13 protein-coding genes and 1 riboswitch are annotated in these 12,436 nt (G+C 72.6%); of the genes, 3 read left to right on the top strand and 10 right to left on the bottom strand.

What is annotated here, in order from left to right; genetic code table 11:
- Positions 1–159: 159 nt before the first annotated feature.
- Entirely contained in the window at positions 160–1,332 is a 1,173-nt protein-coding gene (cbiE, locus tag PARJ55_RS0111655; protein ID WP_028713207.1) for a precorrin-6y C5,15-methyltransferase (decarboxylating) subunit CbiE, read from the bottom strand.
- Here cbiE and PARJ55_RS0111650 point away from each other — a divergent pair.
- Positions 1,331–2,068 carry a cobalt-precorrin-6A reductase gene (locus PARJ55_RS0111650; RefSeq protein WP_028713206.1) on the top strand — a complete coding sequence of 246 codons (738 nt, stop codon included), beginning with the start codon at positions 1,331–1,333 and terminating at the stop codon, positions 2,066–2,068. The genes cbiE and PARJ55_RS0111650 overlap by 2 nt on opposite strands.
- On the opposite strand, the gene cobJ is transcribed toward PARJ55_RS0111650, so the two are convergent.
- The 7 genes from cobJ to PARJ55_RS0111615 are packed head-to-tail and all read right to left on the bottom strand — an operon-like array spanning position 2,044 to position 9,881.
- Positions 2,044–2,772 carry a precorrin-3B C(17)-methyltransferase gene (cobJ, locus tag PARJ55_RS0111645; RefSeq protein WP_028713205.1) on the bottom strand — a complete coding sequence of 243 codons (729 nt, stop codon included), beginning with the start codon at positions 2,770–2,772 and terminating at the stop codon, positions 2,044–2,046. The two genes, PARJ55_RS0111650 and cobJ, sit on opposite strands and share 25 nt — an antisense overlap.
- Positions 2,769–3,518 carry a precorrin-2 C(20)-methyltransferase gene (gene cobI / locus PARJ55_RS0111640; RefSeq protein ID WP_028713204.1) on the bottom strand — a complete coding sequence of 250 codons (750 nt, stop codon included), beginning with the start codon at positions 3,516–3,518 and terminating at the stop codon, positions 2,769–2,771. The genes cobJ and cobI overlap by 4 nt, the downstream gene beginning before the upstream one ends.
- Before the next feature lie 2 nt (positions 3,519–3,520).
- Positions 3,521–4,150 carry a precorrin-8X methylmutase gene (locus PARJ55_RS0111635; protein WP_028713203.1) on the bottom strand — a complete coding sequence of 210 codons (630 nt, stop codon included), beginning with the start codon at positions 4,148–4,150 and terminating at the stop codon, positions 3,521–3,523.
- Between the two features lie 18 nt (positions 4,151–4,168).
- Positions 4,169–5,341: a precorrin-3B synthase gene (locus tag PARJ55_RS21935; RefSeq protein ID WP_028717407.1), complete on the bottom strand. Its 1,173-nt coding sequence runs from the start codon at positions 5,339–5,341 to the stop codon at positions 4,169–4,171.
- Positions 5,338–8,487, bottom strand: coding sequence for a cobaltochelatase subunit CobN (gene cobN, locus PARJ55_RS0111625; RefSeq protein ID WP_028713202.1), 3,150 nt, complete (start codon positions 8,485–8,487; stop codon positions 5,338–5,340). The genes PARJ55_RS21935 and cobN overlap by 4 nt, the downstream gene beginning before the upstream one ends.
- A gap of 2 nt (positions 8,488–8,489) precedes the next feature.
- Positions 8,490–9,524, bottom strand: a complete 1,035-nt coding sequence (gene cobW, locus PARJ55_RS0111620) for a cobalamin biosynthesis protein CobW (protein WP_028713201.1) — start codon at positions 9,522–9,524, stop codon at positions 8,490–8,492.
- A 3-nt stretch (positions 9,525–9,527) separates the two neighbouring features.
- Positions 9,528–9,881, bottom strand: coding sequence for a DUF1636 domain-containing protein (locus PARJ55_RS0111615; protein WP_028713200.1), 354 nt, complete (start codon positions 9,879–9,881; stop codon positions 9,528–9,530).
- Between the two features lie 76 nt (positions 9,882–9,957).
- Positions 9,958–10,159: riboswitch (cobalamin riboswitch) on the bottom strand.
- 37 nt (positions 10,160–10,196) lie between these two features.
- Between PARJ55_RS0111615 and cobO the strand changes: the two genes are divergently transcribed.
- Both cobO and PARJ55_RS0111605 read left to right on the top strand, forming a co-directional pair.
- Positions 10,197–10,808 carry a cob(I)yrinic acid a,c-diamide adenosyltransferase gene (cobO, locus tag PARJ55_RS0111610; protein WP_028713199.1) on the top strand — a complete coding sequence of 204 codons (612 nt, stop codon included), beginning with the start codon at positions 10,197–10,199 and terminating at the stop codon, positions 10,806–10,808.
- Positions 10,809–10,812: 4 nt separating this feature from the next.
- Positions 10,813–11,229 (top strand): DUF1801 domain-containing protein, encoded by a 417-nt coding sequence (locus tag PARJ55_RS0111605; RefSeq protein ID WP_028713198.1) that lies wholly within the window; start codon positions 10,813–10,815, stop codon positions 11,227–11,229.
- Positions 11,230–11,232: 3 nt separating this feature from the next.
- Here the strand turns inward: PARJ55_RS0111605 and bluB are convergent, their stop codons facing one another.
- Positions 11,233–11,856, bottom strand: a complete 624-nt coding sequence (bluB, locus tag PARJ55_RS0111600) for a 5,6-dimethylbenzimidazole synthase (RefSeq protein ID WP_028713197.1) — start codon at positions 11,854–11,856, stop codon at positions 11,233–11,235.
- Entirely contained in the window at positions 11,856–12,389 is a 534-nt protein-coding gene (locus tag PARJ55_RS0111595; protein ID WP_028713196.1) for a hypothetical protein, read from the bottom strand. Before PARJ55_RS0111595 ends, bluB begins: the two co-directional genes overlap by 1 nt.
- Positions 12,390–12,436: the final 47 nt, after the last annotated feature.

Raw genomic sequence — 12,436 nt, 5'->3', positions numbered from 1 at the left:
CGATCAGCGGCAGGCCGGTCCGGGCGGCCAGCGCCCGGATCACCGGCGCATCCGCCTTGGCCGGGCTGGTCGCCAGCGCATCCGCCGAACCGGCGCGGGCCAGCGCGTCGGCCAGCGAGGCGAGGCTTGCCGCCCGGCGAAAGCCGATGCCCGCGACCCTCATGGCCAGCTCCATTGCGTGACGCTGCGCGCCGGGGTCCAGCCGCGCATCCGGCCGAGCGGCGCGGCCTCCTCCAGTGCGATGCGGGTCAGGCTGCCGCCGCGCGCGGCGTGCAGGGCGATCAGCAGCGCCTCGGTCTCCAGCGTCACCGCGTTCGCGACCAGCCGGGCGGCGGGCAGGGCGTCGATCACCTCCATGCTGGCGCCGCCGCCGATGAAGATCGCGTCGGGTGGCGGCAGATCGCGCAGGAAGTCGGGCGCATCGCCGTGAACCGCGCGCATCCGGCCGGCCAGCCCGAACGCCTCGATATTGGCGGCAATATTGGCGATGCGGTCGGCGCGGGGCTCCAGCGTCACTGCCCGGCCGCCGTTCAGGCACCATTCGACGCTGACCGAGCCCGAGCCGCCGCCGATGTCCCAGAGCATCTCGCCCGCGCGCGGGCCAAGCGCCGCCAGCGTCATCGCCCGGATGGCGCGGCGAGTGATCTGGCCGTCATGGGCAAAGCTGTCGTCGGGCAGGCCGAAGCCGCGCGGCAGGCCCGCGCCCGGCGGCAGGTCCGCCCCATCCAGCGCCACCGCCACCGGGGCTGCGCAGTCCAGCGCGAAGCCGTCGGCCCGCGCCTGCCGGATGCGCTCGCGCGGGCCGCCAAGCGCCTCCAGCACCACCATGCGGGTCGCGCCCAGCCCCTGCGCCACCAGCCATTCGGCAAGCTGGGCCGGCGCGGCGCCGTCGCGCAGCAGGCAGATCGCCCGCGCACCGCGTGCCATCACCGGGCGCAGCCGGGCGAAGGGCGCGGCATGCAGGCCAAGGCAGGCGACCTCCTCCAGCCGCCAGCCCAGCCTTGCGGCGGCCAGCGAAAACGTGCCGGGCGCGGGAAAGGCCCGCCATTCGCCCGCTTGCAGTACGGCGGCGATGCTGCCGCCGGCGCCGTGCCAGAACGGATCGCCCGAGACCAGCGCCGCCACCCGCTTCCCGCGCAAGGCCAGCAGCGGCGCCAGGTCGAAGGGCACCGGCCATTCCCGGCCCCGCGGCCCCGCGATCCCCGCTAGTCCCAGATGCCGGGGGGCGCCGAAGACGATTTCCGCCCGATCCAGCGCATCGCGGCTTGCAGGCGGCAGGCCGGCGGGGCCATCCTCGCCCAGACCGATGATGGAAAGCCAGGGATCAGGCATGACGCGCATCCTTCTGCTGGGCGGCACCACCGAGGCGGGGGCCATGGCCCGCGCGCTGGCCGAGGCCGGGCTGGACGCGGTCTATTCCTATGCCGGCCGCACCAGGAAGCCGGTGGCGCAGCCGCTGCCCATGCGCATCGGCGGCTTCGGCGGGCCCGATGGGCTGGTGGACTATCTGCGGGCCGAGCGCATCACCCATGTCATCGACGCCACCCACCCCTTTGCCGCGGGCATGAGCCGCAATGCCGTTGCCGCCTGCACGGCCACCGGCACGCCGCTGATCGTGCTGGAGCGCCCGCCCTGGGCCGCGCAGCCCGGAGACCGCTGGCTGCACGTTCCCGATTACGCCGCCGCCGCCAAGGCGCTGCCCGGCGACGGTTCGGCGGTGTTCCTGGCCATCGGGCGGCAGAACCTGCAACCTTTCGTCGGGCTGAATCACGTCTGGATGCTGCGCTTTGCCGAGGTGGCGGCGCATCCGCTGCGCGATGCGACGCTGATCGTCTCGCGCGGGCCCTTCACCGTCGCGGGCGACATGGCGCTGATGCGCCGCCACGCCATCGCCCATGTCGTCGCCAAGAATGCCGGGGGTCAGGCCGCCCAGGCCAAGCTGGCCGCCGCCCGCGCCCTTGGCCTGCCGGTGGTGATGATCGACCGGCCCGCGCTGCCGCTGCGCCGCGTCGTCGCCACGCCGGCCGAGGTCATGGCCTGGCTTCATGGCGCGGATCGCGGCGTATAGACCCAGGGGCCGACCCGGCGGGTGGCGCTGCTGCCTAGGATGACCAGGCTGCGCATGTCGGCCATCTCGGGCCGCGCCTCGGCCAGGGTGACGGTGCGGATCGCCTCGTCCGGGGTCGAGACGGCGCGGGCGAAGGAGATCAGCCGGTTCGGCCCGCAGCATTCGCGCAGGATCTGCAGCGCGCGGGCGAAACCTTCGGGCCGGGATTTCGAGCGCGGGTTGTAGAAGGCCATGGCGAAATCCGCCTCGGCCGCCAGCCGCAGGCGCTTTTCGATCAGCGCCCAGGGTTTCAGATTGTCCGACAGGTTGATGGCGCAGAAATCATGGCCCAGCGGCGCGCCGATCCGCGCGGCGGCGGCCAGCATGGCGGTGATGCCGGGCAGGATGCGGATCTCGGGGGCCTCCCCACGCCCCTCCAGCGCCTCGAAGAGGGCGGAGGCCATGGCGAAAACCCCCGGATCGCCCGAGGAGACCACCACGACCCGCTTGCCGTCCGCCGCCAGATCCAGCGCGAGGCGCGCGCGGTCCAGCTCGACCCGGTTGTCCGAAGGGTGCAGCGCCAGCCCCGCGCGCGGGGCGACGCGGGCGACATAGGGGATGTAGCCCACGACATCGGTCGCCTCGGCCAGCGCCGCCCGCACCTCGGGGGTGACCAGCGCCTCCGCGCCCGGCCCGAGGCCCGCCACCGCGACCCAGCCCGTCATTCGGCGGCATCCGCGGCAGAATCGGCCAGCGGCCGGCGGCCGTTGCCATGCACCAGCACGGTGGCGAAATAAGGGCAGGCCTCCAGTTCGGCCTGCGCCAGGGGGGTCACGCGCTGGCTGGGCATGGTGCCGCGCTCGACCAGCCAGGCATCGGCCATGCGCCCGGCCGAGGCCAGCGCGCGGGCGATCTTGGGCAGGTTGCGGCCGGTCTTCATCACCACCACCGCGTCGGCGGCGCGCATGTGGCGGGCCAGCTCGGCCTCGGGCAGGGTGCCCATCAGCACGGTCATGGCGTCGTCGCCCCAGGTCATCGGCTGGCCGATGGCGTTCCAGCAGCCGGTCATGCCGGGAATGCCGGGGATGATCTCGACCGGGACGATGCCTTGCAGCCGCGCGTGCAGATGCATGAACGAGCCGTAGAACAGCGGGTCGCCCTCGCACAGCACCACCACGTCGCTGTCGGCGGCCAGGGCGGCCAGCCGCATTGTCCAGTCGTCGTAGAAACCCGCAAGCAGCCGGTTGTATTCCGGGCTGTCGAAGGGGATCTCGGTCGTGACCGGATATTCCATCGCGTGTTCGGCCACGTCCGGGGCCAGCATCTCGGCCACGATGCGGCGGGCCTGGCCGGCGCGGCCCTTCTTGCGGAAATAGGCGATCTGCCGCGCGCCGCGGATGGCCCGGTCGGCGCGGACCGAGATCAGGTCGGGATCGCCGGGGCCAAGCCCCGCGCAAATGATTTTGCCCATGGTCATTCCTTCCGGCTGGCCAGCGCGTTGACGGCGGCGACGGTGATGGCCGAGCCGCCCAGCCGCCCGCGCACCACCAGCGCCGGCGCGGGCAGGTCGTCCATCAGCGCCGCCTTGGATTCCGCCGCGCCGACGAAGCCCACCGGGCAGCCGATGATCGCCGCCGGACGCGGGCAGGCCGGATCGCGGAGCATGTTGAGCAAGTGGAACAGCGCCGTCGGCGCATTGCCGATGGCGACCACGCTGCCGGCAAGGTCGTCGCGCCACAGCTCCAGCGCCGCGGCGCTGCGGGTATTGCCCATCTGCGCCGCGAGGTCCGGCACGCGCGGGTCGTTCAGCGTGCAGATGACCCGGTTCGCGGCGGGCAGGCGGGCGCGGGTGATGCCCTCGCTGACCATGCGCGCATCGCAGAGGATCGGCGCGCCGCCTTCCAGCGCCTGACGCGCCGCCGCGGCCATGCCGGCCGAGAAGACCACGTCGCGTTCCAGCCCCACCAGCCCGGCGGCATGGATCATGCGCACCACCACCGGCTCTTCCTCGGCGGAGAAGCGGGCGAGGTCGGCCTCGGCGCGGATGGTGGCGAATGACTGCGCGTAGATCCGGGCGCCGTCGGTTTCGTATCGGTGCAGCATCGGGGTTTCCTGGGGCGGCTATCGGAGAAGGGGCGGGATGCGGTCCGGCGCGAGCCCGGCCAGCGCGGCGGCATCGCGGGGCCGGCCGTTCCGGATCAGGTCGAAGCGGTCGGGGCCGGTGGCGACCAGCGTCACCGAGGCGGCGCCCTGACAGGCGCAGCCCTTGGCGCAGCCGCTGACATGCAGGCTCTGGCCGGGGGCAAGGCGCGGCGCCAGGCTGCGGGCCAGGGCGCGGACATTGGCCAGCGCCTGCGGGCAGCCGGGCGCGCCGGTGCAGGCATGGATGCGCAGCAGCGGGTCGCCGGGGTCGAGGATGGCGCCGCCGATATGCGGGCGGCTGGCGCCCTCGATCAGCAGCGCCCGCCACGGCGTCAGGCGCAGCGGGCCGAGGGCGGCGGCCTCGGCCAGTTGCCGGGCGGTGATCTGGCCGAAGGCGAAGCCCAGCAGCCAGCCGTTCGGCGCCGGGCCGGGACCGGCCGGATCGGCGCCGGCGGTTCCGGTGGCGCTGTCGCATGGGTATTTGCACAACAGAGAAGGCGGGAGCGGCGTCGCGCCGGGGGCCGGGTCGGGGGCGTGGCGCAGGTGGTCGCGCATCCGGCCGCGGCCGTCCCGGACGCCGCCCTGCGTGAACCAGCGCGCCAGTTCGACGGCGCGGGCGGCGGCCTGGGCGGCGTTCCGGGCCGGCAGCGCCCAGTCGCCGCCATCGGGCAGGACCAGCCAGCCCGGACCCTGCGGGCGCAGGCGGATATCCGCGGGCGTCCCAGCCAGCACCGGCGGGTCGGCATCGACGGCGAAGCCGAACTTGCCGGGCACCGGCGGCGCGTCGGGCGCGGTCATCGCCCGGGCGATGGTCTCGGCCGCCTGCCAGGCTGCGCCGCCCAGGGGGGCGAAGGGCGACAGGATCACGTTGCGCCGCGCCTCGGCCTCGGGGCTGTCGTCGAGCAGGCCGAGGCGGGCGAGCGCGGCGGTCGCCTTGCCATGTCCCCGGGCGTCGAGGCCGCGCAATTGCAGGTTGGCGCGGCTGGTCAGGTCCATCATGCCGTTGCCGTGGCTCCAGGACAGGTCGGCGATGGCCTGCGCCTGCCAGGGTTCCAGCCGTCCGTTTCGGGCGCGGATGCGCAGGACCAGCCCGTCGCCGGACGCCATCGGCCGCAATGCGCCGGGGCACCAGCCCTTGACCTTGAAGCTCATGGCGCCGCCCCTGCCAGAACCGAATTGCGCCGCGTGGTCCAGAGGCCCGAATCGAGCAGCCGCGCGAAGAGCGCGCGCATGGCGGCCAGCGCGGCCGGGTTTTCCCGCTGCATGAAGGCCAGGACATCGGGCCGGCCCAGCGTCGCGTCGTGATAGAGGTCGAAGAGGTGCCCGGGCACCACCCCGGCCAGATTGGCGAAGGCGGCCATGTGGTCGAGCGTCGCCGCGATCTCGGCCGCGCCGCGGAAGCCGTGCCGCATCATGCCGTCGGCCCAGGCCGGATTGGCGGCGCGGGCGCGGGTGACGCGGGCGATTTCCTCGGTCAGGCTGCGGGCGCGGGGCTGGCCGGGGCGGGTGGCGTCGAGGTGGTAGAGTGCGGGCGCCGGTGCGCCGATCCGGGCCATGGCGGCGGCGAAGCCCGCCTCGTGCGCGGCATAGTCGCCGGCCAGAAGCAGGTCGGATTCCGGCAGGTCCTGCGCGTGGACGAAGGCGTCGGCCCGGGCCAAGCGGTCGCGGATCGCCTGCGGCTGGTGGGTGATCCGGCCATCGGCGGCGATGGCATGGGAGGAGGCGGCCAGCCACGCCTCGCCCGCCGCCTGCCGGGCCTCATCGGTGAAGCTTTCGGCCAGGTCGGCGAGGCCGAGGCCGTAGAGCCCCGGTTTCGGGCCGAAGACGCGGGACGCGCGGGTCCGGTAGGGATTGTCCGCCGGGGTTTCGTCGCGGGTGGAGAGCGCCTCGGCCCCGGTCTCGAAAAGCTGCGCGAGGCCGGGGAAGATGTCGCGGAACAGGCCCGAGACCCGCAGCGTCACGTCGATCCGCGGCCGGCCGAGCTCGGCCAGGGGCAGGATCTCGACGCCCGAGACGCGGCCCGAGACGGCGTCCCAGCGCGGGCTGAGCCCGGCCAGATGCAGGGCCATGGCGAATTCCTCGCCCGCCGTGCGCATGGTGGCGCTGCCCCACAGGTCCACGACCAGCCCCTTGGGCCAGTCGCCGTGATCCTGCAGGTGCCGGCGCAGCAGCTCCTCGGCCAGCTTCACCCCTTGGGCATGGGCATTGCGCGAGGGGACGGCGCGCGGATCGACGGCATAAAGGTTGCGCCCGGTCGGCAGCACGTCCAGCCGCCCCCGCGCCGGCGAGCCGGAGGGGCCGGGCGCCACGCGATGGCCCGAGAGCGCCCGGGCCAGCCCCTCGGTTTCGCCGGCAGCGGTGCCATAGACATGCAGCCCGTCGCCGAAACGGCTGTCCTTGAGATCGCAGAGGAAGCGGTCGATCAGCGGGATCGCCTCGGCCGGGGCGGCATCGGGGGGCAGGCCCAGGTCGGCTTCCACCCCCGCCGCGCGGGCCTCGTCGCGGATGGCCGCGATCAGCCGGTCGCGGCGGCGCGGGTCCAGCCCGTCGGCTGTGGAATATTCGTCCAGCAGCCGCTCCAGATGCGTCAGGTTCTCGGGGATGGCGGAGTCGACCAGCGGCGGCGGCAGGTGGCCCAGCGTCACGGCCGAAAGCCGGCGCTTGGCCTGCGCGGCCTCGCCGGGGTCGTTGACGATGAAGGGGTAGATCACCGGCAGGTCGCCCAGCAGCGCCTCGGGCCAGCAGGTGTCCGACAGCGCCACGGATTTCCCCGGCAGCCATTCCAGCGTGCCATGCGCGCCCATGTGGATCAGGGCGTCCGCCTGCGTCCGCAGCCAGAGGTAGAAGGCGACGTAGTCGTGGCGCGGCGTGCGCGTCAGGTCGTGGTAATCGTCGGCGCGGGTCTTCACCTCGCCGCGCTCGGGCTGCAGGGCGATCAGGTCGGCGCCGTGGCGGAGGGCGGCGAAACGGAAGCCCTCGGCCGGCGGTTCGCCCCATGCCGCCTGCAGGTCGTCCTGCAGGCGTCGCGGCAGGCGGGCCAGCGCCTGCCGGTAATCCGAAAGCGGCCAGTGGATGCGTTCGGTGGTAAGCCGGTGGCCGAGGGCGTCATGCGCAAGCCAGAGGATCGCGCCGCAGGATGCCAGCGCGTCCAGTCCCACCGCATGGGCGAGCTGATGCGCCTTGCCGGGATAGGTGGACAGCACCACCGCCCGCCGCGGCGCCGGCAGGCCGAGCCAGGCCTTGATGCGCGCCACCGCAGCCTCGATGCGGCCCGTGTCCGGGGCGTGGATCACGCGGGCGAATTGCAGGTCGGGGTCGCGCTCTTGCGGTTCCTTGAAGCTGATCGCGCCCAGGAAGATGCGGCCATCGACCTCGGGCAGCACGACATGCATGGCCAGATCGGCGGCGGAAAGGCCGCGCTCCTCGGCCGCCCAGAGCGCGCGGGGGGCGGTGGACAGCGCCACCTGAAAGACCGGGCAATCCGCGCCGTCGAAGGGCGTCGCGCCCGCATCGTCGCGGGCGGAAAAGGCGGTCAGGTTCACCACCGCCGCAAGCCCGGGCAGATGCGGCGCCAGCCAGCCGGCGAAGCCCGGCGCCTTGAGCGAGGGCGCGAAGACCCCGGTCGCGGCAAGGCCGGCCCCGCGCAGGGCGCGGATCATCGCATCCACCGGCGCCATGTCGGCTGCTGTCAGGTAGCTGCGATAGAAGCTGACCAGCAGGCCGGGCCCGGGGCGGTCGATCACGCCGCGGTCGGGGTCGTAGAAGCCGAAATCCGGGATCGCGGCCTCGCCACGGACCGGGGCGGCGGGCAGTCCTGCCGCCTGCGCCAGCTCCGCCAGCGCCATCTGCGCCGCGACCGCGCCGCCCTGGTCGCACAGCGCCGAAAGCCGGCGCAGCAGCGGTGCCGGCAGGGTGGAAAACCGGTCCAGCGTCGGATCGGGCCGGCCGTCCGCCGGCAGGAAGGCCAGCGCGATGCCGTGCCTGCGCGCCAGATCCTGCAGGCTGGCCACGCCATAGGGCCAATAGGGCTCGCCGCCGATCAGCCGTACCAGCACGGCGCGGGCGCCGGACAGCGTCGCCTCGACATATTGATCGACCGAGACCGGGTGCCGCAGCGCCGAGAGGTTGCAGAGCCGCAGCGTGGGCAGGCCGCCGGCTGCCCGGTGCCAGCCCGCCGCGAAAGCGCCGAGGTCGCTGTCGGAATAGGACAGCACCACCAGCTCTGCGGGGCTTTGGCCGGGGTCGGTCGGGACCTCGGTTTCCTCAAGCCCACGGCTTTCGCGGAAGACGACGTGCATCGTCAGGCCGCCAGGATCGCCCGGATCGCGGCCTCGTCGATATCGTCATGCTCGGCGATGACGACAAGGCGCGAGGCGCGGGGGCCGTCGCCCCAGGGCCGGTCGTATTGGTGGCGCACCCGCTCGCCCACCGCCTGGACCAGCAGGCGCATGGGCTTGCCGGCGACGGCGACATGGCCCTTGACGCGCAGGATGTTCTGGTCGCGGGCCAGCCGCTCGATGCGGGCGGCAAGCTCGGCGGGGTCGGCGATCTCGGCCAGCTCGATCACCATCGAGTCGAAATCGTCATGTTCATGGTCCTCGGCGCCGTCGTGATGGCTGGGGCGGGCGGCAAGGTCGTCCTCGGCCGCCGCACCCAGCCCAAGGATCACCCGCGGGTCGATCACCCCATCGGTCAGCGGCAGGATCGGCAGCTTGCGCGGCGCCTCGGCCTCGATCACCGCGCGGGCGGCGGCCAGCCCGTCCTCGCCGGCCAGGTCGGCCTTGGAGAGCAGGACGATGTCGGCGCAGGCGATCTGGTCCTCGAACACCTCGGACAGGGGCGTTTCGTGGTCGAGGCTGTCGTCGGCGGCGCGCTGCGCCTCGACGGCGGCCTCGTCCGGGGCGAAGCGGCCGGCGGCCACGGCCTCGGCATCGGCCAGCGCGATCACCCCGTCCACGGTGATGCGCGAGCGGATCGCCGGCCAGTCGAAGGCTTTCAGCAAGGGCTTGGGCAGGGCAAGGCCCGAGGTCTCGATCAGGATGTGGTCGGGCTTGACGGGCATCGCCATCAGCCGCTCCAGCGTCGGGATGAAATCGTCGGCCACGGTGCAGCAGATGCAGCCGTTCGACAGTTCCATGATGTTCTCGGCCGGGCAGTTCTCGTCCGCGCAGGATTTCAGGATCTCGCCGTCGACGCCCATGGTGCCGAATTCATTGACCAGCACCGCCAGCCGCTTGCCCTGCGGGTTCAGCATCAGGTGGCGGATCAGCGTGGTCTTGCCGGCGCCGAGAAAGCCGGTGATGACGGTCACGGGGGTCTTGGTCAGGTCGGTCATGGGCTACCCAATCGGAGGAATGCGCGCGAGGCTGCGCTTGCGGAAAATCGTGACGCGCTCGCGCCAGGGCACGATGCCGTCGGGGGCGCCGGCATAGGCGGCGGCGCCGGCCAGGATCTCGGGCGCGTCCTCGGCCGACATGCGGCCATAGACATAGGTCCAGCGGCCGGGCGCCGACAGCGCGATGGCCGCGCCGCTGGCGCAGGCCGACAGGCATTCGACCGGGACGATGCGCACGCCGTCGGGGGCCCCTTCGGCGGTCAGCGCGTCATGCAGCCGCGCGCCGGGCACCGGCTCGCCCTCAAGCACCGGCTGGCCGGCGCGGCAGGTGATGCAGACATGCAGCGTGACTGTCATGCGCCCTTCATCCGTTGTGGCGGCAGGGCGCAGGGGCGCGAATGCCCCAAGCCCCAGCGGGAACACCCCGTCCGCCGGTCAATCCTTCTGCGCTGGCAGGTCTCCCGGCTTGCGGATTCGGGCCTTGGCCCACGGCCGCCCCACCTTCCCGGCTTTCGCCAGTGGCTTCGGGGCGACCTCTCCGGTCACGGTCGCGGGGGCGGCTGCTTCCAGGCGGTTGCCTGTCGCATTCCCTCTTCGCCTGTCATAGGACAGGAACCAGCGCCCCCTGTCTGTGCGCGCCCGGTCCCGACTTGTCAAGCGAAGGAGTGCCCGATGCAGACCGACGACAACGCCCGCCATACCGAGAAGATGGCGAAGATCAAGGCCGCCCGCGACAGGATGATGGCCGGGAAGCAGGGCGAGAAGGGGCTGGTCATCGTCCATACCGGCAAGGGCAAGGGCAAGTCCTCCTCGGGCTTCGGGATGATCCTGCGCTGCATCGCCCATGGCATGCCCTGCGCGGTGGTGCAGTTCATCAAGGGCGCCTGGGACACCGGCGAGCGGCGGCTGCTGACCGCGCATTTCGCCGATCTGTGCCAGTTCCACGCCATGGGCGAGGGCTTCACCTGGGAAACGCAGGATCGCGAGCGCGACATCGCCGCCGCCCGCGCCGGCTGGGAAAAGGCCAAGCAGCTGATCCGCGAACCCTCGATCCGCATGGTGCTGCTGGACGAGATCAACATCGCCCTGCGCTATGACTATCTGGATCTGGACGAGGTGCTGGCCTTCCTGCGCGACGAAAAGCCGCCGATGACCCATGTCGTGCTGACCGGGCGCAATGCCAGGCCGGAACTTATCGCGCTGGCCGATCTTGTGACCGAGATGGAGCAGGTCAAGCACCCGTTCCGCGACGGGATCAAGGCCCAGCCGGGCGTGGAGTTCTAGGAGCATGGAGAAATCGCAGGACAAGCCGAAGCTGCTTTCGGGCGGCAACCCGCAAATCCCCAAGGGCTATGGCGAGGCGCCGCTCCGCGCCTATATCGCCGCCATGCCGGGCTGGAAGCAGGAGATCGGCCAGAAGCTGGACGAGATCATCACCCGCACCGTGCCGGGGGTGAAGAAGGCGGTGAAATGGAACTCGCCCCTTTACGGGGTCGAGGAGGGGCACTGGTTCCTCAGTTTCCATTGCATGACGAAATACATCAAGATCGGCTTCTTTCGCGGCACGCAGCTTGAGCCGATGCCGCCGGTCGCCTCGAAACATCCGGAGGTGCGCTACCTGCACATCCCCGAGGGGCCTTTCGACGAGGACCAGTTTGCCGACTGGGTGCGGCAGGCCAGCCGCCTGCCCGGCGAGAAGATGTAGGGCTCAGCGCCGCTGCCAGTCCCGCGCGGTGTTTTCCTGCCAGCCCGCGCGGTGCAGCAGCGGCGTGTCGTCGGTGAATTCGGGCCAGCCGAGGCAGAGGAGTGCCGAGAACTCCCAGTGGTCGGGGGCTTGCAGCAGTGCCGTGATCCGCGCCGGATCGAGGATCGAGACCATGCCGAGGCCCAGGTTGCGCACCCGCGCCGCCAGCCACAGCGCATGGATCGCCATGGCCGTCGATTGCCGCAGGGTTTGCGGCATGGTGGCGCGGCCGAGGCCATGGCCCTCGGCCGGGTCGATCCGGGTGAAGACGGCCAGCCAGACGGGCGCGCGGTCCAGGCCGGCCAGCTTCAGCGCATCGTATTCCTGCCGCTGCCGGCCCTGATAGCGGTTGGCGGCCTCGGCATTGCAGCGCAGGAAATCGGCGCGGATCTCGGCGCGCAGCGCCGGGCTTTCGACCCGGATCACCCGCCAGGGCCGGGCATTGCCGACCGAGGGCGCCAGTTCCATCGCCGCGCGCAACTCGTCCAGCAGCGGCTCGGGGATGGGGTCGTCGCGGAAATGCCGCACGTCGCGGCGCCAGCGCAGGATGCGCTCCAGTGCGGCGCTGTCCTCGGGGCCGAACTCCATCAGGACGCCGCGCAGATGGCGCTGTCGGGCAGGCCCGCGGCCCCGGCGCGGATGGCGATCGGCCGGTCGGGCACCGTCAGCTCGACGGCGAGCGGCTGGCCGGCAACCGTCAGCGGCCGGTGGTCGTTCGCGTTCAGCTCGACCCGCAGCCGGTCGCCGGGCGCGAGCGCGTCGAGGTGATGGGCCGGGCCGTAGAGCCGGGCGATCTTGCGGCCGTTCAGGTAAAGATGCGCGTGCCCCTCGCCGGGCCGGTCGGCCAGCCCGGCATGTTCGGGGGCGAAGCAGAAGCCGGGACTTTGCAGGAACAGGTTCCAGCCCGCGACGCTGTCGGGCTCCAGCCGGGCCGAGGCGGTGGCGCTGCCAGCAGGCAGGTCGATGGGCGCGCCGTGGTCATGCGCCGCGGCCTGCGCGCCATGGCCATGCGCGCCGTGGTCGTGACCGTCCAGCGTGATGCCGTTGGCGGCGGCGATGACGAAGCCCATGCCGCCGCCGAAGATCAGGCCGATCAGCAGCATCGGGATCGAGCGATCCATGTCTGTCCCCCCGGTTCATGGAAAGGGCCGGGCACGGCTGCGCGCCC

The organism is Paracoccus sp. J55, from assembly GCF_000513975.1.
In the GTDB taxonomy this organism is placed as follows: domain Bacteria; phylum Pseudomonadota; class Alphaproteobacteria; order Rhodobacterales; family Rhodobacteraceae; genus Paracoccus.
This window is presented reverse-complemented; position numbering and strand designations above follow the sequence as displayed.